The sequence below is a fragment of the Paracoccus sp. IB05 genome (assembly GCF_016405985.1).
In the GTDB taxonomy this organism is placed as follows: domain Bacteria; phylum Pseudomonadota; class Alphaproteobacteria; order Rhodobacterales; family Rhodobacteraceae; genus Pseudogemmobacter.
Genome location: NZ_JAEFCF010000017.1, coordinates 70,700 through 95,395 on the forward strand (window position 1 = coordinate 70,700; position 24,696 = coordinate 95,395).

A 24,696-nucleotide genomic window follows, 5' to 3' on the forward strand; every position below is an offset into this window, starting at 1 on the left:
ACCTTTGGCTGGCACGCAGTCTGACGGCGCATGAAGCGCATAGCCCCCGTGGCTTCGGGAAAGTCAGAAAACCGCTCTCCCAAAGCGCGCCGTCATCGCAGATGCGCTCAGGTCAGAGCCGGAAGGCGCGGCCCGATCGCGTCTCAGAACCAGCCCTGTACGGTGCGCGCGCCGCCAGAGACATCGTCGCCCACGCCCGCAACCGTGTTGCAGCCCGCAAGCCCTGCGACAAGCGCACCAAGAAGAAGAAGTTTTTTCATGATCTTACTGCCTTTCTGCCCAAAGGCCGGACCATCTGCGCGGCCCCGAACCCGATTTTATGCGCGGGAATATAGCCACTCAATCGGCCTGATACCACCATGTATCCGGCTGGAACCCGTTCCAGTCGCCATAGAGTGGGATTTTTGCCGGATAGCGCAGCTCTTTGCGATGTGCGATGCGGGCGCGGTCGGAATACCAGATTGGCATGACATAGCGCCCGGCGGTCAGGATCCGGTCCAGCGCCCGGACGGCGGCCTGAAAGCTCCCGGGGTTATCGGCGCGCAACAGGGCCGCGATCATCGCATCGGCGGCGGGCGAGTTCATCCCCATCCAGTTGCCGCTGCCCGGGCTCGTGACGCCCCCCGAACCCCAATAAAGCACCAGCTCATTCCCGGGCGAGAGCGAGAGAGAGCGGATGTAATGGGTGACTTCGAAATTGTAATCCTTGGTGCGTTCGCGCATCTGGGCCGCGTCGATGATCGAGACCCGCGCCTCGACGCCCAGCTGTTTCAGTGCTTCGACCCAGATCGAGGCGACCGCGATCAGCTCGTCCTGGCCGACGCTCAGAAGGATCTCAAACCGGAACGGCGTGCCCCCGGCATCGCGCAGGATGCCCCGGTCATCGACCAGCCAGCCGGCCTCTTCCATCAGCCGCGCCGAACCCCTGAGCTTGCGGCGGTAATCGCGCTCATCACTGGCAAAGGGCAGCCGGTAGCCGTCCAGCGTGCCGGGGATGAGGCTGTCGGCAAAGGGCTCCAGCAGCGCGCGTTCCAGCCCCTCAGCCGGCGTGCCGGGGATCATACCGAGCGGTGAGTTCGAAAAATAGCTTTCGATCCGGGGCTGCACGCCGCCATTGATCACCTGATTGACGAATTCGAAATGGAAGGCCTGGATCAGCGCCTCGCGCACCCGCCAGTCCCGGAACAGCGGGTTGCGGGTATTGAACACGAACCCTTCGATCCCCGAGGGCCGGTGATGCGGGATTTCCGATTTCACCACATCGCCCGCAAGCCGCGCCGGGAAGTCATAGGCGGTCGCCCATTTCGACGGGTTGGTCTCGCGGAAACTGGTGATGAAGCCGGATTTGAACGCCTCGAAAATCGCCTGGGGATTGGCAAAATACTCATAGCGGATCTCGTCGAAATTCCACTGGCCCCGGTTGAAGGGCAGATCCTTGCCCCACCAGTCGGGATTGCGGCGATAGATGACGCTGGTGCCGCGTTCGACTTTTTCGACAAGATAGGGGCCGGAGCCAAGCGGGGGATCAAAGCTCGTCGCGGTAAAATCACGCCCCTCCCAGCTGGCCTTTTTCAGGATCGGGCGCAGGCCGAGGATCAGCGGCAATTCACGGTCTTCGGTGGTGAAGGTGAACCGCACCTTGCGCGGGCCGGTCTGTTCGGCTTTGGCGATCTTTTTCCAGGCGGTGTGATAGCGCGGCGCGCCATCGGTCCCGAGCGTCTCGAAAGACCAGAGCACATCCTCGGGTGTCACCGGCGATCCGTCAGAGAATCGGGCCGCTTCACGAAGGGTAAATTCTGCGTATGTCCGTGCCGCATCCGTCTCAACCGATTCGGCCAGCAGCCCGTAAAGCGAGAAGGGTTCGTCGTAATTTCGACCCAGCAGCGTCTCGGTCACCAGAGAAGAGACGCTGACCACCGGCTGGCCCGAGGTGATGAAAGGATTGAGGCTGTCAAAGGTGCCGGGAAGCGCAATTGTGATCGCGCCACCTTTCGGAGCATCAGGGTTGACCTGCGGCAGCGACACAAAATCCGGGGGGAGCGCGGGCTCTCCATACATAGCTATGCCATGCTTTGGTTCTGCAACTGCAGGGTGCGGCAGCAAAGCCGCCAGAACCAGGCCGGCAAGAGCCCCCATAAGAGCCGGGTTGCGGCGCATCGGTCGCAGGGGAGATTCGGTCGACATAGTGGAAACAATCCCTGGGCCGTCATGGTGTATTGGCGTGATCCTAAGCCGAGGGGCCAGGGTTTTCAAACTTTTAGCTTGGCCATCGGCGCAGAGAGGACTATATAAGACTCACTGCTCGATAGGTTTCTTGCCTGTATGAAACCTGCCTCAACGACTTAACGCCGGCCTCGCGCCGGCGTTTTTTTTGGCCCAAAGGCCATGGGTGATGCAAGAGCGGGCAGCCTGAGAACACCATAGATTTACCAATCCTTGCTGGAAATCCCGGGTTCAGGCGCTAGAGTCCCTTGCAGGTGCAGCATGGAGTATCGGGTCATGGATCTGAGGGAAAAACGCGCGGTGATCACCGGTTCGAATTCGGGAATCGGTCTCGGAATCGCTGAGGAACTCGCGAAGGCAGGGGCCGAAATTATCCTCAACAGCTTTACCGATCGCGCGGAAGATCACGATCTCGCGAAGAGTTTCACCGAAAGATTCGGGGTGAAGTCGCGCTATATCCAGGCCGATCTCTCCTCGGGGGCTCAGGCGAGGGCGCTGGTCGAACAGGCGGGCGGTTGCGATATCCTCGTCAACAATGCCGGCATCCAGCATGTGGCGCCGATTGATGAGTTTCCGGTCGAGACCTGGGACCGGATCATCGCGATCAATATGAACTCGGCCTTCCATACCACGGCAGTGGCGCTGCCGGGGATGCGGGCAAAGGGCTGGGGCAGGGTGGTCAATATCGCTTCGGCGCATGGGCTGACGGCAAGCCCGTTCAAATCGGCCTATGTCACTGCGAAACATGGGGTGGTGGGCATGACAAAGACCGTGGGGCTGGAGACGGCAGGGCAGGGAATCACCTGTAACGCGGTCTGCCCGGGCTATGTTCTGACGCCGCTGATCGAGGCGCAGATCCCCGATCAGATGAAAGTTCACAATATGGATCGCGACACCGTGATCCGTGAGGTGATGCTCGACCGCCAGCCCTCGCGTCAGTTCGTGACCACGGAACAGATCGGCGGCACCGTGGTCTGGCTGTGTTCGGATTATGCCTCCCAGGTGACCGGGACGACGATCTCGGTCGACGGAGGCTGGACCGCGCTTTAGGGCACGCGAGCAGCACGACGCGGGCGGCGCCGGATCCTGCACAGGATCCGGACCGTTTCCTGTACAGGAAACGGCGCTGACGCGGCGGCGTGACGGCGGGGCAGCAAAAAGAGGAAGATCTATGACGGCCATCAGCCTTGCATTGCAGGGGGGAGGCGCGCATGGCGCCTATACCTGGGGGGTTCTTGACCGGCTTCTCGAGGAGCGGGACCTTGAGTTCGCCGCCATCAGCGGCACCTCTGCGGGGGCGCTGAATGGCGCGGCCCTGAAGGCCGGGCTGGTTGCAGGCGGGCGCGAGGCGGCGCGCAAGCGGCTGCGCCAGCTCTGGGACGATATCGCTGATATCGGTGACTTTCGTGTTTTGCTGCCCTGGTTCCAGCCCTTCCTGCCGATGATGCGCATGGTGCAGGATGTGACCGAGGCGCTGATGCCCGTCAGCCCGCAGGGAATGGCGGCACAGATCTACAGCCCCTATTCCTGGGGCGCGGCCTGGCGCAATCCGTTAGAGCCGGTCATCCGTGACCTCGATTTCAGCCATGTCTGCACCGCCACCGGCCCCGCGCTTTTCATCGGCGCCACCAATGTCCGCACCGGCAAGGCCCGCGTCTTCCGGGGCGGAGAGATCACGCCCGAGGCGCTGATGGCCTCGGCCTGTCTGCCCTCGGTCTTCCAGGCGGTCGAGATCGGTGGCGAGGCCTATTGGGATGGCGGATTCGCCGGCAATCCCTCGCTCTGGCCGCTTTATGACCGGGCGCTGCCCGACGATATTCTGATCGTGCATGTCAACCCGCTGCGGCGCGAGGATCTGCCCGAGACGCCGCTCGAGATCCAGAACCGGATCAATGAGATCAGCTTCAACGCCACGCTTCTGTCAGAGCTGCGCTCGATCGCCTTTGTCAAACGGCTGATCGCCGAGGGCCGTGTCCAGCCGGGGCAGATGAAGGATCTGCGCCTTCATATGGTGCTGGACGATCTGCTGATGAACGCGCTTTCGGCCAGTTCAAAACTGCAGCCCTCCGCTGCGCTGATTGAACGGTTGTTCGAGGCGGGCCGCGCCTCTGGTGAGGGGTTTCTGAGCAGATGTTCGGATAAGATCGGACGCGAATCTTCCGTGGACCTGGCGGCTCTGTTCGGCTGAGGCTGCTTTGCCGTGATCAGGCCGGCTCTTTCGGGGTCGGATAGACCAGCCCGCCCGAGACGATCAGCTTGGCCGCATCATCGACGCCGGTCTCATCAAGGATCACCAGCTCGCGCGTCGGAACAAAGATCAGCATGCCGCTGGTGAAGGGCGTCAGCCCGACAAACACCGCCGACATCTCGCCGCCCAGTGTCGCGAGACGTTCCGCGATCTCGCCTTTCGGGCGGGTCGAGATGAAACCAAGCGCCCAGGAGCCGGGGCGGGGAAACTCGACCAGGCAGGCCTTGTCGAAACTGGTTTCCTTCTTGTTGAAGAAGGTTTCGGCCACCTGTTTGATCGCACCGTAAACAGATCGTACCACCGGCATCCGGTCGACCATCGTCTCGGCCTTGCGGATAATCGACCGCCCGATCAGCCCCTTGGCGATCCAGCCGACGAGGATGGTGAAAATCAGGAACACCAGCACACCGACACCGCGCACCGGGAATTCATATTCCGGCCCGAGATAGCGCAAAAGCACCGCATCGGGCTGCCAATAGGCCGGGATCAGCGGCAGGATCCAGCCATCGATCCAGCCAATCACCGCCCAGACGAGGTAGAGCGTCAGCCCGACCGGCAAGACGACGACAAGGCCGGTGAGAAAGCTGGCCCTGAGGCTTGCGAAAAATCCGCGCTTTTGCGGCGGAATGGGCAGGATCGGATCGGACATGCTATCTCCCTGATAGCGCTAATCTAGGGGGGGGCGCCCCCCCCGCGCAATGGGCGATCCGGGAAAATCCCGACTGATCAGGCCTGTTTTACCGAAGCCGCCGCGATCCGGGCGGCGAGCCGGGCATTGTTCAGAACCAGCCCGATATTTGCAGCCAGCGAGCGGCCGCCGGTCAGCTCATAGATCCGGTCGAGAAGGAAAGGCGTCACCTGTTTTGCCGTGATGTGACCCGCCGCGACCTCGACCAGCGCGGCCTCGACATGGGGCATGATCTCGGTCAGCGGGATCTCATGTTCCGGGGGGATCGGGTTGACCACCAACTGGCCGCCGGGAATGCCGAGCGCCGCGCGCATGGCCGCCGCCGCCGCGATCTGCGCCGGATCATCCATCCGCAGGGGCGCCTTCAGGCCCGAGTCGCGCGACCAGAAGGCCGGCAGATCGTCCTGGCCGAAAGCGATCACCGGCACGCCGGCGGTTTCAAGATATTCCAGGGTCTTCGGCAGGTCGAGAATCGCCTTGGCGCCTGCCGCCACCACCGTCACCGGGGTCTGGGCGAGCTCCTGAAGATCGGCAGAGATATCGAACGAGGTCTCGGCACCGCGATGTACGCCGCCGATGCCGCCGGTCGCGAAAGTGGTGATGCCCGCAAGCCGTGCGCAGATCATCGTCGCCGCCACCGTCGTCGCGCCATTGCCGCCCCGGACCATACAGGCCGCCAGATCGGCGCGCGAAAGTTTCGCCACATCGGTGAACTGGCCAAGCGCGTTCAGCTCGGCCTCGGTCAGCCCGATATGGATGCGGCCCTGTAGCACCGCCATGGTCGCGGGCACGGCGCCGGCGGCGCGGATTTCGGCCTCGACCCTGGCGGCGGTTTCGACATTTTCCGGCCAGGGCATGCCATGGGTGATGATGGTCGATTCCAGGGCAACCAGGGGCATGCCGTTTTTGCGGGCCAGGGTCACTTCGGGCGAGAAGGTCAGCGGGATCTGGGTCATCAGTTGATATCTCCGGAAACATAGGTGGCGGCGGCCAGGAGGGCGGCGTGCAAAGCCGCCTCGCGGGGCAGCCCGCGCAGTTCGGCTGCGATATGGGCGGCCATGAAAGTGTCGCCGGCGCCGGTCACCCGGGTCACGAGGACCTGCGGCGGGCCGCCGGAAACGGTGGGTCTCAAACGGCAGGCCTCGGCCGCCGGGCGGCCGCCATCGGTGACCAGCACCCGCGCGGCGCCGCGCGCGATCAGGGCATCGGCGGCCGTGGCGGCGATGTCGAAAGCGCCTCCTGCCAGCAGCCCGGCCTCTTCGAGATTGAGATAAAGCGTCGCGCCGGGATGGGCGAGGAGCGGGCGCAGCCTTCCGGCCTTGCCGGGGCTTGCCGGCGCAATCCTGAGATCGGCCTCGCGAAACAGCGGTGAAGTGGCGATTTCCGCGAGCAGCGCTTCGGTCAGATTGCCGTCAAGCGCGATCAGCCCGGCCCAGGGGGCGGTCGCGCAGCCGAGCCGGCCATCTTCCAGCGGGGCAAGAATACGCGCGCCGGCCAGTTCCAGCGAATGGGCATCGGCGATGGCGGCGATCAGCCCGTTCGCGCCTTCGACCGCCAGATAGCGGTCGGTCGGCAAATCCTCGGATCGCAGCGCAAACCCGGTGCCGACGCCAAGCGCGGTACAGGCGCGGATCAGGTCATCGCCCTCGGCGTCGCAGCCGATCAGTGTCAGCATCTCGGGGCTGAGGCCAAATCGCGCCAGCCCCATGGCGATATTCAGCGCGACGCCGCCGGGCAGGCGGGTGATACGACCAGGCACATCCGAGCCCCGCCGCATCACGGCCGGGCTGCGCCCGATAATGTCCCACAGAACCGAGCCGATACAGAGAATCCGCGATACATCTGTCATCATCCTCTTGTCGCGCAGTTTTCAGCGCCACGCCAGCCTGTGTGGTCCAGGGGGGCATCGCCTGCGCGGGCGCCGGCGACAAAATGCGCAGGCCCCGCTAAGTTGAATAATGTTCATATTTCGTTCACGAATTGCAGTTGGCGCGGCGCGGATTTTATCCTATCTCTCTTTCGCGTTTATCCCCTGAGTGTCGAGATGGCGGTGTGATGATGGCCGAGCATAAGTTTATCGAAGTGCGCGGCGCGCGCGAACATAATCTGAAGAACGTCGATCTTGATATTCCGCGCGATCAGTTCGTGGTGATCACCGGGCTGTCGGGCTCGGGAAAATCCTCGCTGGCCTTTGACACGATCTATGCCGAAGGGCAGCGCCGCTATGTCGAGAGCCTCTCGGCCTATGCGCGCCAGTTTCTCGACATGGCCGGAAAGCCCGATGTTGACCATATTTCGGGTCTGAGCCCGGCGATTTCCATCGAACAGAAGACCACCTCGAAGAACCCGCGTTCGACGGTGGGGACGGTTACCGAAATTTACGACTACCTCCGTCTGTTGTTCGCGCGGGTCGGCGTGCCCTATTCCCCGGCGACCGGGCTGCCGATCACCGCGATGCAGGTGCAGGATATGGTCGATGCGGTGATGGCGATGCCGGAAGGCACCCGCGCCTATCTTCTGGCCCCCATCGTGCGCGACCGTAAGGGCGAATATAAGAAGGAATTCCTGGAACTTCGTAAACAGGGCTTCCAGCGGGTCAAGGTGAATGGCGAATTCCATGAGCTGGAGGAGCCGCCCACACTCGACAAAAAATTTCGCCATAATATCGACGTGGTGGTCGACCGTATCGTGGTGCGCGAGGGGCTGGAGGTGCGGCTTGCCGACAGTTTCCGCACCGCGCTGAACCTCGCCGACGGTATCGCCGTGATCGAAATGGCCGATGAGGGCGCCGAGCGCAAAACCTATTCCGAGAAATTCGCCTGCCCGGTTTCCGGCTTTACCATTGCCGAGATCGAGCCGCGGCTCTTTTCCTTCAACGCGCCCTTCGGGGCCTGTCCCTCCTGCGGCGGGCTCGGTGTCGAGCTGTTCTTTGACGAGCGTCTCGTGGTGCCCGACCAGGGCATCTCGATCCTGCAAGGCGCGCTTGCCCCCTGGGCGAAGTCGAAATCGGCTTATTTCACCCAGACCGTCGATTGTCTGGCGAAGCATTACGGCTTTGACAAAAAGACCAAATGGCGCGACCTGCCGGAGCAGATCCGCCAGCTTTTCCTTTACGGATCAAAGGGGGAGGAGATTGACTTCACCTATGATGAGAATGGCCGCGTCTATAAGGTGCGCCGTCTTTTCGAGGGGATCATCCCCAATATGGAGCGCCGCTACCGCGAGACCGACAGCACCTGGTCGCGCGAAGAAATGGAGCGATATCAGAACAATCGGCCCTGTTCTTCCTGCAATGGCTACCGGCTGAAACCCGAAGCGCTGGCGGTTAAAATTGCCGGGTTGCATATTGGCCAGGTGGTGCAGAAATCGATCCAGGAGGCGTTTGACTGGATCTCGACCGCGCATGAAACGCTCACCGGCCAGCAGAATGAAATCGCGAAAGCCATTCTGAAGGAAATCCGCGAACGCCTTGGATTCCTTGTGAATGTCGGGCTGAACTATCTGACGATGGCGCGCAATGCCGGCACACTTTCGGGCGGGGAAAGCCAGCGGATCCGTCTGGCGAGCCAGATCGGGTCGGGGCTGACGGGCGTGCTTTATGTGCTGGATGAACCTTCGATCGGGCTGCATCAGCGCGACAATGACCGCTTGCTGACGACCCTGAAAGGGTTGCGCGATCAGGGCAATTCCGTGCTGGTGGTCGAACATGACGAGGATGCGATCCGCGAGGCGGATTATGTTTTCGATATCGGGCCCGGGGCTGGTGTCCATGGCGGCCAGATCATTGCGCGCGGCACCCCGGCGGAGATCGCGGCCAATCCCGACAGCCTGACCGGCCAGTATCTCTCGGGGCAGCGCGAGATTGCGGTGCCGAAGGAACGCCGCAAGGGAAACGGGAAAAAGCTCACTGTTGTAAAGGCTTCGGGCAATAACCTCAAAGATGTGACGGCTGAATTCCCGCTGGGCGAATTTGTCTGTGTCGCGGGGGTTTCGGGGGGCGGCAAGTCGACCCTGACCATCGAGACACTCTACAAAACCGCTGCGATCAAGCTGAATGGCGCGCATGAGACGCCGGCGCCTTGCGAGACGATCAAAGGGTTCGAGCATCTCGACAAGGTTATCGATATCGACCAGCGCCCGATCGGGCGGACGCCGCGGTCCAATCCGGCGACTTATACCGGCGCCTTTACCCATATTCGCGACTGGTTTTCCGGCCTGCCCGAGGCGAAAGCGCGCGGCTATGGGCCAGGGCGGTTCTCGTTCAACGTCAAAGGCGGGCGGTGTGAGGCCTGTCAGGGCGACGGCGTCATCAAGATCGAGATGCATTTTCTCCCCGATGTCTATGTCACCTGCGAGACCTGCAAGGGGCAGCGCTACAATCGCGAGACGCTGGAAATCAGGTTTAAAACCAAAAGCATCGCCGATGTTCTTGATATGACCTGCGAAGATGCGCGTGATTTTTTCCAGGCGGTGCCCTCGATCCGGGAAAAGATGGATGCGCTGTGTGAGGTGGGCCTTGGCTATATCAAGGTCGGCCAGCAGGCGACGACGCTTTCCGGCGGCGAGGCACAGCGCGTCAAGCTCTCAAAAGAGCTCAGCCGCCGCGCGACGGGGCGCACGCTCTATATCCTCGACGAGCCGACCACGGGTCTGCATTTCGAGGATGTGAGGAAGCTTCTTGAAGTGCTGCATTCTCTGGTTGATCAGGGGAATACCGTGGTGGTGATCGAGCATAATCTCGACGTCATCAAGACCGCTGACTGGGTTATTGATATCGGCCCCGAGGGCGGTGATGGCGGGGGGCAAATTGTCGCCAGCGGCACGCCCGAAGCGGTCGCCAGGGTCGCGGCCAGCCATACCGGGCGCTATCTCGGCCCGATGCTGAAGCCGCGGCGGGTGGCGGCAGAGTAAGCCGCCAGAACCCTTTCAGCCGGGCCTGGATTTCCCGGGCGGTACTTTCAGGCCCGGTTCACCCGGGTCTGGGTCATAAGGCCGCGCAGGTCGCTCTGTCGAACTGATCCTTCAGACCGGATCATAGCGGGATGTCTGCGCGCTTCCTGATCATTGAGGGCCTCTCCTGCCTCACTTGCAGGCGAAACCGGTCTGCTCGGCCGGCGCTGCATCGAGAATCAACCTTTCCTCTGCGGAAAATCACGGCGTCTGTAAGCACCTCTCGCGACGTCTGGCTGCTGCTCTGTACTGCCCTGGCCCGAAGACCGGCCCTCCTTGCGGCGGAGTTCCTTTTTTGAGGCACTTTTTCAGGCAGATTTCCTGCGCGCCCCGGTCGCATCGCTTTGGCGGCCGGGATCTTTTATTGCCCGTTGCATTGCGCTGCCGCATTTGCTTACGTCTGTGGCAAGAGAGCGGTTAATCCGCCGCAGAATTCGGCTGGCCAGGCCAGCACTGAAGTCAGGGAGAACTGAGTGACGGTTGATCCGAAGAACGACGCTTTCGTCGCTTTCGAGCATGTTCAAAAAAGCTATGACGGTGTCTCGCTGGTCGTTAAGGATCTGAACCTCCATATCGCCAAGGGCGAGTTTCTGACCATGCTCGGGCCATCGGGATCGGGTAAGACCACCTGCCTGATGATGCTGGCGGGGTTCGAGACGGCGACCCATGGCGAGATCCTTCTGGATGGCCGCCCGATCAATCAGGTGCCGCCGCATAAGCGCGGCATCGGGATGGTGTTCCAGAATTACGCGCTTTTCCCGCATATGACGGTGGGGGAGAACCTCTCCTTCCCGCTGGAAGTGCGCGGCATGGGTAAGGATGAGCGCGAGACGCGGGTGAAACGCGCGCTGGATATGGTGCAGATGGGGGCCTTTATCGCGCGGCGCCCGGCGCAATTGTCAGGCGGGCAGCAGCAGCGTATCGCGCTTGCGCGGGCATTGGTGTTCGACCCGAAACTGGTGCTGATGGACGAGCCGCTCGGCGCGCTCGACAAACAGCTGCGCGAGCATATGCAGTTTGAAATCAAGCGCCTGCACGAATCCCTCGGCATCACGGTCGTCTATGTGACCCATGACCAGGGCGAGGCATTGACCATGTCCGACCGGGTCGCGGTGTTCAATGATGGCCGGATCCAGCAGCTTGCTCCGCCCGCCGATCTCTATGAACGCCCCGAAAACAGTTTTGTCGCGCAGTTCATCGGCGAGAACAACAAGCTGCCGGGCACGATTGAGGAGATCGGCGGCGGCAAGGCACGGGTGCGGCTTTCGACCGGCGAGCTGATCGACGCGACGCCGGTGAATGTCACTGCGAATGGTCAGAAAACGCTGGTCTCGATCCGGCCGGAACGGATCGAGTTCAAGCCCTCGCTGATGCCGCCGGGTGCGCTGACGCTGGATGCCGAAGTGCTGGAGGTCGTCTATATGGGCGACATCCTGCGCACCCGGATGCGCGTCGCCGGGACCGACGATTTTGTGGTCAAATGCCGCAATACGCTGGATCAGACCCGGCTGAGCCCGGGCGAAAAGATCAAGGTTGGCTGGCATCCGGAAGATGCCCGCGCGCTTGACGCGGTCTGAGATTGCAAAAGCGCGCGCCCCGGATCGTCATCCGGGGCTTTACCAGGGGGCTGTAAAAGCGGGCACCAGACCCGCGCGGCCCCGAGGTCACTGTTTTCCCCCGAACGGGGTCCAATTTCAACACGGGAGACTGAAATGAAGAAACTGCTCGTCCTCTCCACCGCGCTTGGTGGGTTCGCGCTGCCCGCACTGGCTCAGGAGGTCACGGTCATGGGCTGGGGCGGCGCCTATGCCAACAGCCAGATCGAAGCCTATTTCAAACCCTTCACCGAAAAGACCGGCATCAAGGTAAATTCAATCGATTCCGACAATCCGGCGATCCCGGTCAAGGCGCAGGTCGATGCGGGCAATGTGACCGTTGATGTGGCTGTGCTTGAAATTGCCGATGCCGTGCGTCTCTGCGACGAAGGCCAGCTGGTCCAGATCGATGGCGCCGATCTGCCCGATGGCGCCGATGGCACCAAGGCCATGGACGATTTCCTTCCCGGCACCGTGACCGAATGCATGGTTGCAGCCGATATCTTTGCGACCATCATCGGGTATGACACCACGAAGTTCCCTGAGGGCGCCGGCCCGACCACCATCGCCGATTTCTTCGATACCGAGAAATTCCCCGGCAAACGTGGCGTTCGCAAGAACCCTAAAGTCACGCTTGAAATGGCGCTGATGGCGGATGGCGTTCCGGCGGCTGAGGTCTATGCCGTGCTCGAGACCCCGGAAGGCGTCGACCGCGCCTTCGCAAAGCTCGATACGATCAAGAAAGATGCCGTGTTCTGGGATGCCGGCGCACAGCCGCCGCAGCTTCTGGCGGATGGCGAGGTGGTGATGACCATGGCCTATAATGGCCGGATCTTCAACGCGGCCCATGGCGAGAACAAGCCTTTCGACATCGTCTGGGACGGCCAGGTCTATGAATGGGAAGGCTTTGCGATCCCGAAAGGTGCCCCCAACGAAGCCGGCGCCCTCGAGCTGATCAAATACGCAACCTCGAGCGAGGTTTCGGCGAAAGCGGCCTCTTACATCTCTTACGGCCCGCCGCGGAAATCGGCTGCAGCTTTCGTCGGCAATATCGACGGCACCGACAAGCCGATGCTGCCGAACCTGCCGACCGCGCCGCAAAACCTCGGCAATGCGCTGGCCTCGTCGCAGGATTTCTGGGTCGACCGCGATACCGAACTGGGCGAGCGCTATAACGCCTGGCTTGTGTCGAACTGAGCTGAAACGGGGGTGCGGGGGGATATCCTCCCGCACCCCCGCCATTCCCTCCCTGTCGCCAGAGTGCTGTGATGACCTTTGCCCAACCGAGCCGGATCGCCGCTGCCCTGTTTCTTGGTCTCGGGCTTGCGCTCGCGATGCCGCCGGAGTTGCAGGCCAGAGATACCGGGGCAGAGACGGGGTCGAAATCGGGTGCGATGGCCTTTCTCACCGCCGACATCGCGATGAATGCCGCGATGGAGGCCGCGCGTGCGAGCCTGCCATCTGTGCTGGCGACGGCTGCGAAATCCGATCTCTCCGATCACAGCTATATGGTGAAATGGGCGCATCCGGTTGATCTGGGGGATGCCGGCACCGAACACAGCTGGGTCGTGCTGACGGGCGTTCGCGGTGGTCTTGTCGAAGGGACACTGGCCGCCCAGCCGCAGGGCTTTCACGGCAAGGCCGGCGATCCGGTGACTTTCCCCGCAAGCGAGATATCGGACTGGATGCGGTTTCGGCCCGATGGGGTGATCGAAGGCGGCTATACGACCCGCGTGATGATCAGCCAGATGAGTGAGGAGGAGCGCGCCTCTTATGATGTCGAATTCGCCGCATTGCCCGCCGCGCGCCCCGGTCTGAAAATCAGCGCCGGCAACTGACCGGCTTCGCCTTACTTCGTGACGGGCCCTCTCGTGGACCGGACCATGCCCGCCCGGCCCTGAGACGCGATCCAGGCCGGACCAACCAGAAGAATAAGCGCCCCCGCCTGTGCGGGGCAGAAGTTTCAGGACAGAATTATGGCAGAAACCACGATGGATTCCACCGCCGCCGGGCTGACGACAGCCGATGGCCGCCCGCTGAAAGTGGCGCTGGCCGCCGCACAGTCGCGGGCGAAACGGCGGGCCTTCCTGCTGGTTCTGCCGCTCTTGCTGTTCATCGTGATCACCTTCGCGCTGCCGATCGGGCAGATGCTGCAACGCTCGCTCTATCATGACGGGTTTTCCAAGGCCTCGCCCGCGCTCGGCGCCTGGTTTGCCGCCAATCCGGCCGGCACCGAACCCGATGAGGCCGCCTATGCCGCGCTCGCCTCCGACCTGCTTTTGATGAAGGAAAACCGGCTTGCCGGTGAAGCGGGCACCCGGATCAACTATTCCATGCCCGGGACACGCTCGCTGATCACCTCGGCTGCGCGCGGCGCGGATGATCTGCAGCCGCCTTACCGCGAGGCCCTGCTGGCGCAGGACAGGAAATGGGGCGAGCCGCTTTTGTGGGTCGCGATGCGGGAGGCGGCCTCGCCCTGGACCACCGATTTCTACCTCTCCGGCATCGATATGCAGCGCTCCGCGGATGGCGGTATCGAGCGCGTGGCCGAGGTGAACCGCGTCTATATCTGGCTCTATGTCCGGACCTTCCTGCTTTCGGCGGTGATCACCGGCATCTGCCTGCTGCTGGCTTTCCCGATCGCCCATATGCTGGCGACGCTGCCGATGGCAAAGGCCAATCTGCTGATGATCCTCGTGCTGCTGCCGTTCTGGACCTCGCTTCTGGTGCGGACGACGTCCTGGATCGTCTTGTTGCAGGGCCAGGGGGTGATCAATTCCCTGCTGGTCTCGATGGGAGTGATCGATGACAGCGGGCGGCTCGCGCTGATCTATAACCAGACCGGCACGATCATCGTGATGGTGCATATCCTGCTGCCCTTCATGGTGCTGCCGCTCTATTCGGTGATGCGGGTGATCCCGCCCAGCTATGCCCGCGCGGCGCGCTCGCTCGGCGCCACCTCCTGGACCACCTTCCGCCGCATCTACCTGCCGCAAACCCTGCCGGGGATCGGCGCGGGCGTGCTCCTCGTCTTCATCCTGGCGGTCGGCTATTACATCACGCCCGCGCTTGTCGGCGGCGCTGATGGTCAGCTCTTCTCGAACCAGATCCAGTTCCATATGACCAAATCCAACTGGAGCCAGGCCGCTGCCCTCGCCGCGATGCTGCTCGCCGGCGTGTTGCTCCTCTACTGGCTCTATGACCGTCTGATCGGCATCGACAAGCTCAAGCTCGGCTGAAAACGCGCAGGGGCACCACAGACGGCCCCTGTCATTTTCTGTCCTTAAATATCCTCTGGGGGTCCGGGGGGCGAAGCGCCCCCGGCGCCTTTCTCCCGCTCCAGCCAGACAAGATACCACCTGTCAGGAGACAGCCATGGCCCTTCCGACCTATGCCGACCCGCTCGAGCGCGCCTGGTATTACACCTATATCGTGATCTGCACGCTCATTTTCATCTTCCTGATCGCGCCGATCCTGGTCATCATCCCGCTCTCCTTCAACGCAGAGCCCTATTTCACCTTTACCTCGAAGATGCTGAGCTTCGATCCGGAGGGCTATTCCCTGCGCTGGTATGACGAGCTGGTGGTCAAGGGGATGCAAAGCACCGGCGCCACCGGCGCGGCCTGGTGGTCGGATATGTGGCAGAACTCGGTCTGGGTGAAAGCAGCGAAAAACTCGGTGATCATCGGCTTCTGGGCGACGATTCTCTCGACGGTGCTGGGGACGCTCGCAGCCCTTGGCCTGTCGCGCCCGGAAATGCCCTGGCGCCGGCTGATCATGGCGGTGCTGATCTCGCCGATGATCGTGCCGATCATCATCGTCGCCACGGGGATGTTCTTTTTCTATTCGAACCCCTGTTCGGTCATTGGCGTGACCTGCGGCACCGAAGAACAGCCCTGGCGGCTGACCTCGACCTATACCGGCGTGATCCTCGCCCATGCAGCCCTTGGCATTCCCTTCGTGATCATCACTGTGACGGCAACGCTTTCGGGCTTTGACCAGTCGCTGATCCGTGCAGCCGCAAGCCTTGGCGCCAACCCGCGCACGACGTTTTTCAAGGTGATCATGCCGCTGATCCTGCCCGGCGTGATCTCGGGCGCGCTTTTCGCCTTCGTCACCTCCTTCGACGAGGTGGTGGCAGTCCTGCTGATCGCGGGCCCGGAACAGCAGACCATCCCGCGCCAGATGTGGAATGGCATCCGCGAAGCGATCTCGCCCGCGATCCTTGCCGTGGCAACGATCCTCGTGGTGATTTCCATCGCGCTGCTGACCACGATCGAAGTCCTGCGCCGCCGCTCGGATGCGATGCGCGGCGTTACGGGGCGCTGAAGATGTCGACGATTTCTTGAGAAAGAAATCGGGCCGGAGTTTTCCTTAAAACTCCGGCTCACCAAACCCGGGCTCACCGCGTCAGGGCAGGATTTGCAGCCAGATCCAGACCGAGAGGATCGAGAACGCCGTGCCAAACAGCACCGCCGAGGCATTCACCCGCTTGGCCACGCCATACATATGCGCGAACAGATAGGCATTGGCGCCAGGCGCCATAGCTGCCGTCAGGATCACCGAGCGCAAAGCCGCATCGCTGATCCCAAAGATTCCTCGCCCGATCCCCCAGGCGATGGCCGGATGGATCACCAGTGACGTGACGCAAATCCACACAATCGTCCAGCGATCCCCCTCGGGGCGGTAGCGAAACAAGACGCCCCCCAACCCGAACAACGCCGCCGGCAGCGCGGCCAGCGCCAGCATATCCACCGCCGACCAGACCGGACCGGGCAGGGCGACCCCGCTCAGATTGACCGAAAAGCCGAAAATGATCCCCAGCACCAGCGGCTGACGCAGGATCGCGCCCGCGATCTGGCGTGACAGTCGAAATGCCGAGATGCCCTGTCCTCGCGAACGCGCCCATTCCATCAGCGAGATGCCGAGCCCGTAGAACAGCGGCGAATGCACCGAGATGATCGCGAAATTCCCCGCCAGCGCTGCGGTCCCGTAGGCGCGTTCGGTGATCGGCAGGCCCAGAAGCAATGAGTTCGAGAACATCCCCGCAAAGCCGATGGCGATGGAATCGGTCAGCGGCCGGTCGAACAGCCACAGCGCCCCGGCAAAGCAGATCGCAAAGCCCGAAAAGGCGCCGATATAGAAAGAGAGCATCATCCCCGGATCATAGGCAAGCGACAGATCCAGTCCGGCCACGCCGCGAAACAGCACACAGGGCAGCGCGTAGCTCTGGGCGAATTTCATCAGCCCGTCGACATGGCTCTCGCTGAATTTGCCCGCTCTTGCCGCCAGCCAGCCGAATCCGATGACAATGAACACCGGCAGGATAACGTCTAACAGCGCGGACATGGCAGCTACTCTTGCAGGGCCTCAGCCCGGGATGTCGTATTCTATGACCATGCCGTCAAAGGCGGGGCGGATATGCCGGGGCAATTCGCCACACAGCGTGTCATAATCCAGATCGAGATGCATATTGGTCAGAACGGCCCGCTTCGGCGCCGCACGGGAAATCCAGTCCAGCGTCATCGCCAGATGGGCATGGGTCGGATGTGGTTTCCGGCGCAGCGCATCGACCACCCAGCAGTCAAGGCCCTGCAAATGCTGCCATGCTGCATCGGGCAGGGCGACGGCATCGGGCAGATAGGCGAGCGGGCCGATCCGGAAACCGAGTGCGTCAATCGTGCCATGCTCAGCCAGGAAGGGAATGAATTCGATCGCGCCGCCGGCGCCTTCGATCACCACCGCGTCCTCGATCGTGTTCATCTCGAGGATGGGCGGATAGCTGCTGCCGGCGGCCTGGATGAAAGCATAGGCAAAGCGCGAAAACAGCGCCTCCTGGGTCGGGCCATCGGCCCAGACCGGCAGCCGGCGCTGCATGTTCAGAACGACCTGGCGCAGATCATCCAGGCCATGGACATGATCGGCATGGGAATGGGTATAGATCACCGCATCCAGCGTGCCGATGCCGGCATCGAGCAGCTGATCACGCATATCCGGGCCGGTATCAATCAGCACGCGGGTGGTGCCCCCGGCACTGATCCGTTCGACCAGCATGGAACAGCGGCGGCGCCGGTTTTTCGGATTGGAAGGATCGCAATCGCCCCAGTTATTGCCGATCCGCGGCACGCCACCGGAAGAGCCGCAGCCGAGAATGGTAAAGCGCAGGAGGCTCATGGCCGGCCTCCGGTCACCGACGGGGCGCTGGCTGGCGCATGGCCCCCGGCGGGGGGCTGGACGTCGCGCGGCAAAGCCCCGAACGCGGCGGCCCGGGGAAACAGCCGGTCGAAATTCGCGCTGGTGGCCCGGGCGAATTCAGCCTCGCTCAGCCCGAAAAGACCCGCGCCCACACGGGCGGTATGGGCGACATAGGCCGGCTCATTGCGTTTGCCCCGATAGGGCGGCGGCGCGAGATAGGGGCTGTCGGTCTCTACCAGCACGCGCTCAAGCGGCGCGCGGGCGAAGATATCGCGGATCTCCTGGCTTTTCGGGAAAGCGGCGATCCCCGACATCGAGAGGTAAAAGCCCAGATCCAGCACCACTTCCGCCAGCCTTGCGCCAGAGGTGTAGCAATGCATCACGCAGCTGAAGGGTGCGGCTTTCATTCCATCCGTCAGCAGGCGCTCCATATCCGCATCGGCATCGCGGGAATGGATCACCAGCGGCAGGCGAGAGAGCTGCGCCGCCTCGATATGGACCTGGAGCGAGGCGAGCTGCGCGTCGCGGGTCTCGGGCGTATAGTGGAAATCGAGGCCGGTTTCGCCAAGGGCCACGAATTTCGGATGCTGGCTCAGCGCGATCAGCTCCGGTGCGGTGATCGCCGGTTCCTCGGTCACATGCAGCGGGTGGACGCCATAGGTGTAGAAGACGCCGGGATGGGCCTCGGCCAGGCCCTGGCACAAGGGCAGCCGCGCGATCCTGGTGCAGATCGTCACCATCCGCGTGACCCCGGCTGCGGCGGCACGGGCGATCAGCTCATCGGTCTGCCCTTCGAAATCCGGGAAATCGAGATGGCAATGGCTGTCAACCAGCAGCGGCAGAGAGGGGATATCGGCGGGCGTATCGGGGCGTATTTCGGGGTGCGTTTTGGGGGGCATCGTATTCCGGTCTCGGTTCTGGCCGGCATGTCAGCCGGAGGCGAGGCTTCCCGCCATGGCGTCGATCCTCAGGAGGATATCCATGAGAAGCGCGGCAGGGTCAAGGTTGACCGACTTGCCGCGCCTCGCGCGCAGCGTCAGGCTTTGCGCAAGTTCGGCCCAGGGGCGGGCGGCGGCGGTTCCGGGCGCGAGCCGGGCAAAGAGCGCGGCTTCGCCCGGCGCGGCCTCGGGCGGGGTTTCGCGTTTGGCGGCAGCGCGGGCGAGGCGCGAGAGGAAAAGCTCGATCTGGGTCAGGACGAGGTCGAACCGGTCACTCTGGCCCCGGGCGCCAGCGGCCTCGCTCAGCGCAAGCGCGCGCGGGCGGTCAAGGCGCGGCAGGGTGGAGAACAGCGTCACCAGCGCGGCATAGGTTTCCAGCCCTTCGAGATTGGTCAGGCGAAAGGCCTCGCCCGCCGAGCCGCCTGCGAGTTCGCTCAGGGCCGCGATCTCATGCGGCTGGGCCACGCCGCCGGCCTGGGTCAGCGCATCGGAAAGCGCATCGGGGGCCAGCGGTGTCAGGCGCAGCTCGCGGCAGCGCGAACGGATCGTCGGCAAGAGCCGCGCCGGCTGATGCGAGACCATGAGGAAAGTGGTGCCGGGTGGCGGCTCTTCAAGCAGTTTCAGAAGCGCATTGGCGGCATTGGGGTTCATCTCGTCAACGCTGTCGACAATGGCGACGCGGCGGCCGCCATCGGCTGCGGAGAGGGCGAAAAAGCTCTTCATCCGCCGGACCTCATCGACGGTGATCACCTGCGAGATGGCGTTGCGTTTGTCATTCGGGGCGCGGCGCAAGAGGAAAAGCCGCGGCTCGGCCAAAGCGCGCATCCGCCGCGCGACCGGACTATCAGGATCGGTGTCGAGGGAGGCGGGCAGGTCGGGCGCGCCGAAAAGGCCGCCATCCGTGCCGGGATCGGGTGTCGTCAGCAGGAAACGGGCGATCTTCCAGGCCAGAGTGGCCTTGCCGACGCCTTTGGGGCCGGTGAGCATCCAGGCGTGATGCAGCCGGCCATGGGTCCAGGCGTCGAGGAAGCCGGCCTCGGCGGCCTGCTGGCCAAACATCGCAGCAGTCTCGCGCGGATGGGGCGCGCCTTCGGTGCGGTCGGGTTCCGGGAGATCAGGATCGTCAGCCATGGGCTTTCATTGCATGTCGGGGGGCCTGGGGAAAGGGGCAGCAGGCAGGATGCTGCGCGCGGGGGCACTGCCCCCGGCTTTGCGCGGTCAGGCCCGCGCAAAGCTCCCCCGGAGTATTTTGGTCAAGAGGAAGGGGGCAGGTCTGGCGCGAGGGTCCGGCGGATGCGCGCGGCGATCTGGTCGGGGGAGGCATCGCCGCTGATCACCCGGAACCGGCCCGGATGGGCATCGGCGAGGGCGAGAAAGCCGTTGCGGGCGGCGGTCTGGAAGGCGAGGCCCATATCCTCGAACCGCATCTCATGGCCCTGGCGGGCGGTGGCACGGGCAAGGCCGGTTTCGGGGGCGAGGTCGATCAGCAGGGTGAGGTCGGGTTCGATCCCGATCATCAGGTCATGGAGCCGGTCGACGGTGCCAGTCAGATCACCCCGGGTCAGGCCCTGGAAGATGCGGGTGCTGTCGGCAAACCGGTCGCAGATCACCACCTCGCCGCGCGCAAGCGCCGGGCGGATGGTCTTTTCTACATGGTCACGGCGGGCGGCGGTGAAGAGGAGGATCTCGGTCTCGGCCGACCAGCGGTCGGTGGCGCCCTCAAGGACAAGGCGGCGGATTTCTTCGGCCCCCGGCGAGCCGCCCGGTTCGCGGGTCAGGGTGACGCTGCGGCCCTCGGCACGCAGGCTCTCGGCGAGGCGCCGGGCCTGGGTGCTCTTGCCGGATCCGTCGATCCCTTCGAAGGAGAGGAACAGTCCCGTCAAATTGGCCTCAGCTGGCCGGAGCGGGCGCAGGCACGGGCGCGACATAGGTGTTCCACAGGATGCCCGAGGTCACCGTCAGCCGCCGCACGAAACCGGCTTTCGCGACCGGTGCCTCAGCCACCAGCGGCACGCGGTGATCGGGCAGGCCGGGGATGCGGATGATCAGTTCGGCAAGTTCGGTGCCGGCTTCGACCGGGGCGGGGATCGGCCCCTTATAGACCACGGAGGCATTGATATTGGTCTGGCCCATGGTCGGCACCAGCAGCGTCAGATCCTTTGCAGGGGTCAGCCCGACGGTCGCGGCCTCGCCCATGAAGACCTCTGCCTCGGCAACCCGGCTGCCCTGTTTCACCACGGTTTTCGCGGCGAACTGGCGGAAGGCCCAGTTGACGATGGCCTCGGATTCCTGGGCGCGCGCCGCATCGGTCTCGAGCCCGGTGATCACAAAGACCACGCGGCGCCCGTCATCATGGACCGCCGAGCCGACAAGGCCAAAGCCCGCCTCCTGGGTGTGACCGGTCTTCAGCCCATCGGCCTTCCAGTCGCCGCCCTTGATCCTCAGCAGCGGATTGCGGTTCTCGCTGTTCGAGGGCACGCGGTCTTTATAGACAAAGCCCGTCATGCCAAACATCGGATAATATTCGGGAAATTCCTCGATCAGCCGCACTGCGAGGATGCCCAGATCCTGCACGCTCATCCGCTGGCCCGGGTCCGGCCAGCCCGAGGAATTGGCGAAATGCGACTGCGCCATGCCAAGTTCGCGGGCGCGATCCGTCATCAGCCTGGCGAAATTCTCCTCCGATCCCGCCATGCCTTCGGCCACGACCACACAGGCATCATTGCCGGAATTGATGATGATCCCGTGCAGGAGGTCTTCGATACTGGGCCGGTCATCGGGTTTGACGAACATTTTCGACCCGCCCATCTTCCAGGCCTTTTCCGAGACCGGGAAGGTGTCGGTCATCTGCATCCGGCCCGATTTCAGCGCCTCGAACACCATATTGATGGTCATCAGCTTTGACATCGAGGCCGGCGGCAGCGGCTCGGACGCGTTCTTATCCAGCAGGACCGTATGGGTCGTTACGTCGTATACCCAGGCGGCACGCGCCTGGGTCTCAAAGGCCTGAGCCGGCACCAGGGTGGTCGCAAGCGCCGCGATGGCGTATTTGAGCGAAGAGAAAAGCCGTCTCAGGGACATATCTGTATCCTATTTCAGCATATAGGCATCGGCAAAGCCGGCGGATTTGATTTTCTTCAGCGTGGCGGCATCGCCTTTGGTGAAGACCGACCAGTAATCCTTGCCCTGCGAGCTTTCCTTGCGGACCTGGGCGGTGACGCCGGCCTTTGCAAGCTGACCCTGGGCGCGGGTGGCATTGGCTTCTTGCGAGAAAAAGCCGATCTGGATCGACCGGCCTTTGGCGGCGGCCGGGGCGGGGGCAGGGGACACTGCCGGTTCTGCCGGTTTTGCGGCGGTCGCACCCGCGGCGGTCGCACCCGCTGCCGGGGTGGCGCCAGCGGCGGCAGTGGTTTCTGCGGCTGCAAGCCTGGCTTCGGCCTGTTTCGCGGCCTCTTCTGCCTCGCGTTTCAGCTGGCGTCTGGTCTTTTTCTTGCCGGCCTGCGCGGGGGCTGCCACAGCGGCCGTGGTCGCAGTCGTAGTCGTAGCAGTTGCGCCAGCTCCGGTGGCGGGCAGAGCGGTCGAGGTGACGCCCCCCCCATCCAGCGGACCCGTCGCTACCGGAGCTGTCGCGACGGCGAGGCTTTCATTGCTGTCGAGCACCGGCTGACCGGGCGCGGTCTGCGGCGCCTCTTCGCGGCGCAGCGCCGTCACCGAAAGCTTTGCCGGTTGCCCGGCGAGGAGCCCGAGCGCATCAGCCGCATCTGACGAGATCTGCAGTTTCGGCCCGGGATTGTCGGCCTCACGCTTGAAAAGCGCGCCGATGACGAATTTCCCATTGGCCTGATTGCGCATGATCACCCGCTCGGGGTCGGTCACATTCGGCGAGGCGACCCAGACACCGCCCAAGGACGGCCGCCCGTCCCAGAGCGCCTCTTCGGTGACCTGGAAGACCTGAGGCGCTTCGACATCGCGCTCGACGATCGTGGTTGAGCGTTTCGGTTTCGCGGCATTGGTGGCGGACGCAGTCGCAGCGCTGCTGCCGGGCGATGATGTGAACGGTCCGGTTCCGGGCTCGCAGGCCGCAAGCGCCAGCAAGGCGCCAGTGGCAAGCAAGGCCCTGCGCAGTCGCCCCATTGCGACCGAACCGCCATTTGCCGGGTCACCGGACAGGCGGCCTGCGCCACGCGGTGCCGGAAAACCGAAGGGAGCCTTCAACTCCGGATCGGCTGGCTGTTCACATCTGCTCATGTCCGCCCTCATTCGCGCCATACGCGGTCTCGAATGCCGCGCTTTTAAATTGTTTTTCAGGCGTTCACAAAAAACCGGGTACCACCCTGCGGGGATCCCTGATCCTGCACCGGAACGGGCCGGTCGTATCGCCGGCCGTCCCGCTTGCGGGAATGTCTGTCTGCTTTGCCTGTCTGCTCTTTTGCGCGTGAGTATACCCGGAGCCCCCCATTATGGAAAGAGCCGAGGCGGCGCGGCCTTTCACGATTGGCGGAGATTGGTATGGAGTCGGGGTTGTGGAGATTTTTGTTTAAAATACAGGTGTTTATGTCGTATCTCGGGTGCAGATATCCTGACGCTGTCCTGCCCGCTCTGCTTATCCGCGAGTGACGGCTGCGCCTTCAATCCAAACCTGCCTGCCCCGGCGATGCGCCAGGGAATTGCACCGTGAGGCAAAAAGGCAGGAGGCAGAGTTCACATTATCAGCTTGGAAATTGTTCCCGCAGTCAGTAAGCAAGACCTGCGCGGTCGGGCGGGCAACCGTCTCACCGGGGGACAAACCCTGACAGGCGCCTGCGGATGAGTGGCCGAGTGGTTTAAGGCACTGGTCTTGAAAACCAGCGAGGGGCAACCCTCCGTGGGTTCGAATCCCACCTCATCCGCCAATTATTCCACATAAGCGCTTGAAAGTATTTAATAATTTAGATTTTCGCCTTGTCGTTTCCGCCATTAATTCCCCCAATTGGCGGCGGATTTCTGCGGAACGTAGCGGAACACTATCACCCGTTTGTGATCGCCTAGCCCCGACCAAAGCAGGGGCTAGGGCAGGGGGCGGGTCACCCCAAAACGCTGTAGACGTGGCCGGAGCTGCGGTTGAGATACCGCCCGATTTGCCGGAAGGTCGCCCCGCCACTGCGCAGCTCAGCCATCTTCTGGCGCTCTTTCGCCGTGAGCTGTCGACCCCGCCGCACAGATGCGGCAGGCGCCCACGGGTCATAGATCTCCGCGATCACCCCGGGCGGGATGATCTGGACGGGACAGCGCACCGGTACGCCATAGCGGGCGGCGACCTCGGCCCGGACCTTGTCGGAATAGCTCATGGGCTGGCCTCCGCATTTTTGGCGCCGTGAAGCATGTCGATCCCGGCATTGAGCCGGATCAGCGCGGCCTCGCACCCCGAGCCGAGAGCCTTGCGGTCGTTGTCGGGTTGGTGGCGGGTGGTCATTTCCAGAAGCTGGACCAGATCGCGGGCGCGGGTCAGTTCATCGAGGGCGTCGAGGATCTGGGTCATGCTGGCACCCCCACCAGCGCGCGGGCCTCGGCTCAGAACGGCGACGTATCGTAGTTCAGACAGGTGAAATCGCCATGGCAGTGCGAGACCAGCGTCTTCGCCGCCATGTCCTGTGCGGTGGTGGGCGGGATCGCCATTATAGCATCCTCAACCTGATCCCGCTCCCGGAAGAACAGCCGCTCGACCGCGTCGTCTTCGCCCTCGCCGGAAGTCTCGTCGTGAACATATGTCCGAGCGGCATCGCTTATGTCCACGTACCTGCGATACAGGGCCATGATCGGCGTTTTGGACCTGTCCCGGTTCTGTTCCGGTCAGGTGCTCATGTTAGGCGGCCCTCTGCT

Annotated in this window: 23 protein-coding genes and 1 tRNA gene; 9 read left to right on the forward strand and 15 right to left on the reverse strand. The window is 63.2% G+C overall.

Features of this window, described 5'->3' with window-relative positions; genetic code table 11:
* Positions 1-143: 143 nt before the first annotated feature.
* Both JC607_RS12745 and JC607_RS12750 read right to left on the reverse strand, forming a co-directional pair.
* Positions 144-260, reverse strand: a complete 117-nt coding sequence (locus tag JC607_RS12745; protein ID WP_092897888.1) for an entericidin EcnA/B family protein — start codon at positions 258-260, stop codon at positions 144-146.
* Between the two features lie 79 nt (positions 261-339).
* Positions 340-2,184, reverse strand: coding sequence for an extracellular solute-binding protein (locus tag JC607_RS12750; protein WP_370584799.1), 1,845 nt, complete (start codon positions 2,182-2,184; stop codon positions 340-342).
* A gap of 315 nt (positions 2,185-2,499) precedes the next feature.
* On the opposite strand from JC607_RS12750, the gene JC607_RS12755 reads away from it, so the two are divergent.
* Together JC607_RS12755 and JC607_RS12760 are read left to right on the forward strand one after the other, a co-directional pair.
* Entirely contained in the window at positions 2,500-3,273 is a 774-nt protein-coding gene (locus JC607_RS12755; protein WP_198837300.1) for a 3-hydroxybutyrate dehydrogenase, read from the forward strand.
* Positions 3,274-3,394: 121 nt separating this feature from the next.
* Entirely contained in the window at positions 3,395-4,411 is a 1,017-nt protein-coding gene (locus JC607_RS12760; protein WP_198837301.1) for a patatin-like phospholipase family protein, read from the forward strand.
* 16 nt (positions 4,412-4,427) lie between these two features.
* Here JC607_RS12760 and JC607_RS12765 read toward each other — a convergent pair whose 3' ends face one another.
* From JC607_RS12765 to JC607_RS12775, 3 genes are all read right to left on the reverse strand, one after another.
* A complete protein-coding gene (locus JC607_RS12765; RefSeq protein WP_198837302.1) occupies positions 4,428-5,120 on the reverse strand; it encodes a DUF502 domain-containing protein in 693 nt (230 codons plus the stop codon).
* 77 nt (positions 5,121-5,197) lie between these two features.
* The gene (locus tag JC607_RS12770) at positions 5,198-6,115 is read right to left on the reverse strand and encodes a pseudouridine-5'-phosphate glycosidase (RefSeq protein ID WP_198837303.1); all 918 of its coding nucleotides are present in this window, start codon (positions 6,113-6,115) and stop codon (positions 5,198-5,200) included.
* Positions 6,115-7,008: a PfkB family carbohydrate kinase gene (locus JC607_RS12775; protein WP_198837323.1), complete on the reverse strand. Its 894-nt coding sequence runs from the start codon at positions 7,006-7,008 to the stop codon at positions 6,115-6,117. Before JC607_RS12775 ends, JC607_RS12770 begins: the two co-directional genes overlap by 1 nt.
* 209 nt (positions 7,009-7,217) lie before the next feature.
* On the opposite strand from JC607_RS12775, the gene uvrA reads away from it, so the two are divergent.
* The 6 genes from uvrA to JC607_RS12805 all read left to right on the forward strand — a co-directional run bounded on the left by uvrA (position 7,218) and on the right by JC607_RS12805 (position 16,033).
* Entirely contained in the window at positions 7,218-10,070 is a 2,853-nt protein-coding gene (gene uvrA / locus JC607_RS12780; protein ID WP_198837304.1) for an excinuclease ABC subunit UvrA, read from the forward strand.
* Between the two features lie 512 nt (positions 10,071-10,582).
* On the forward strand, positions 10,583-11,686 hold the full coding sequence (locus JC607_RS12785) for an ABC transporter ATP-binding protein (RefSeq protein ID WP_198837305.1): 1,104 nt from the start codon (positions 10,583-10,585) through the stop codon (positions 11,684-11,686).
* A gap of 135 nt (positions 11,687-11,821) precedes the next feature.
* Entirely contained in the window at positions 11,822-12,901 is a 1,080-nt protein-coding gene (locus tag JC607_RS12790) for an ABC transporter substrate-binding protein (protein WP_198837306.1), read from the forward strand.
* Between the two features lie 71 nt (positions 12,902-12,972).
* Positions 12,973-13,542 (forward strand): DUF2314 domain-containing protein, encoded by a 570-nt coding sequence (locus JC607_RS12795; protein WP_198837307.1) that lies wholly within the window; start codon positions 12,973-12,975, stop codon positions 13,540-13,542.
* Positions 13,543-13,680: 138 nt separating this feature from the next.
* Positions 13,681-14,943: an ABC transporter permease gene (locus tag JC607_RS12800; RefSeq protein WP_198837308.1), complete on the forward strand. Its 1,263-nt coding sequence runs from the start codon at positions 13,681-13,683 to the stop codon at positions 14,941-14,943.
* 136 nt (positions 14,944-15,079) lie between these two features.
* Complete coding sequence (locus JC607_RS12805; protein ID WP_198837309.1) at positions 15,080-16,033, forward strand: ABC transporter permease; 954 nt, start codon at positions 15,080-15,082, stop codon at positions 16,031-16,033.
* An 81-nt stretch (positions 16,034-16,114) separates the two neighbouring features.
* Here the strand turns inward: JC607_RS12805 and JC607_RS12810 are convergent, their stop codons facing one another.
* The 7 genes from JC607_RS12810 to JC607_RS12840 all read right to left on the reverse strand — a co-directional run bounded on the left by JC607_RS12810 (position 16,115) and on the right by JC607_RS12840 (position 23,085).
* On the reverse strand, positions 16,115-17,053 hold the full coding sequence (locus JC607_RS12810) for an AEC family transporter (protein ID WP_198837310.1): 939 nt from the start codon (positions 17,051-17,053) through the stop codon (positions 16,115-16,117).
* A gap of 21 nt (positions 17,054-17,074) precedes the next feature.
* Positions 17,075-17,878 carry an MBL fold metallo-hydrolase gene (locus JC607_RS12815; RefSeq protein WP_198837311.1) on the reverse strand — a complete coding sequence of 268 codons (804 nt, stop codon included), beginning with the start codon at positions 17,876-17,878 and terminating at the stop codon, positions 17,075-17,077.
* Positions 17,875-18,798: a TatD family hydrolase gene (locus tag JC607_RS12820; protein ID WP_198837312.1), complete on the reverse strand. Its 924-nt coding sequence runs from the start codon at positions 18,796-18,798 to the stop codon at positions 17,875-17,877. Before JC607_RS12820 ends, JC607_RS12815 begins: the two co-directional genes overlap by 4 nt.
* A 30-nt stretch (positions 18,799-18,828) precedes the next feature.
* Positions 18,829-19,968, reverse strand: a complete 1,140-nt coding sequence (locus JC607_RS12825) for a DNA polymerase III subunit delta' (protein ID WP_198837313.1) — start codon at positions 19,966-19,968, stop codon at positions 18,829-18,831.
* A gap of 122 nt (positions 19,969-20,090) precedes the next feature.
* Positions 20,091-20,765, reverse strand: a complete 675-nt coding sequence (gene tmk / locus JC607_RS12830; RefSeq protein WP_198837314.1) for a dTMP kinase — start codon at positions 20,763-20,765, stop codon at positions 20,091-20,093.
* Positions 20,728-21,918 (reverse strand): D-alanyl-D-alanine carboxypeptidase family protein, encoded by a 1,191-nt coding sequence (locus tag JC607_RS12835; protein WP_198837315.1) that lies wholly within the window; start codon positions 21,916-21,918, stop codon positions 20,728-20,730. Before JC607_RS12835 ends, tmk begins: the two co-directional genes overlap by 38 nt.
* Before the next feature lie 9 nt (positions 21,919-21,927).
* Positions 21,928-23,085 (reverse strand): SPOR domain-containing protein, encoded by a 1,158-nt coding sequence (locus JC607_RS12840; protein WP_233092886.1) that lies wholly within the window; start codon positions 23,083-23,085, stop codon positions 21,928-21,930.
* Between the two features lie 556 nt (positions 23,086-23,641).
* On the opposite strand from JC607_RS12840, the gene JC607_RS12845 reads away from it, so the two are divergent.
* Positions 23,642-23,729: transfer RNA gene (locus tag JC607_RS12845), tRNA-Ser, on the forward strand.
* Positions 23,730-23,900: 171 nt separating this feature from the next.
* Here the strand turns inward: JC607_RS12845 and JC607_RS12850 are convergent.
* From JC607_RS12850 to JC607_RS12860, 3 genes are read right to left on the reverse strand one after another with little or no spacing between them, the layout of a single operon-like run.
* Positions 23,901-24,164 (reverse strand): helix-turn-helix domain-containing protein, encoded by a 264-nt coding sequence (locus JC607_RS12850; RefSeq protein ID WP_198837316.1) that lies wholly within the window; start codon positions 24,162-24,164, stop codon positions 23,901-23,903.
* On the reverse strand, positions 24,161-24,355 hold the full coding sequence (locus JC607_RS12855) for a hypothetical protein (RefSeq protein WP_198837317.1): 195 nt from the start codon (positions 24,353-24,355) through the stop codon (positions 24,161-24,163). The genes JC607_RS12850 and JC607_RS12855 overlap by 4 nt, the downstream gene beginning before the upstream one ends.
* 32 nt (positions 24,356-24,387) lie before the next feature.
* Entirely contained in the window at positions 24,388-24,609 is a 222-nt protein-coding gene (locus tag JC607_RS12860) for a hypothetical protein (protein ID WP_198837318.1), read from the reverse strand.
* Positions 24,610-24,696: the final 87 nt, after the last annotated feature.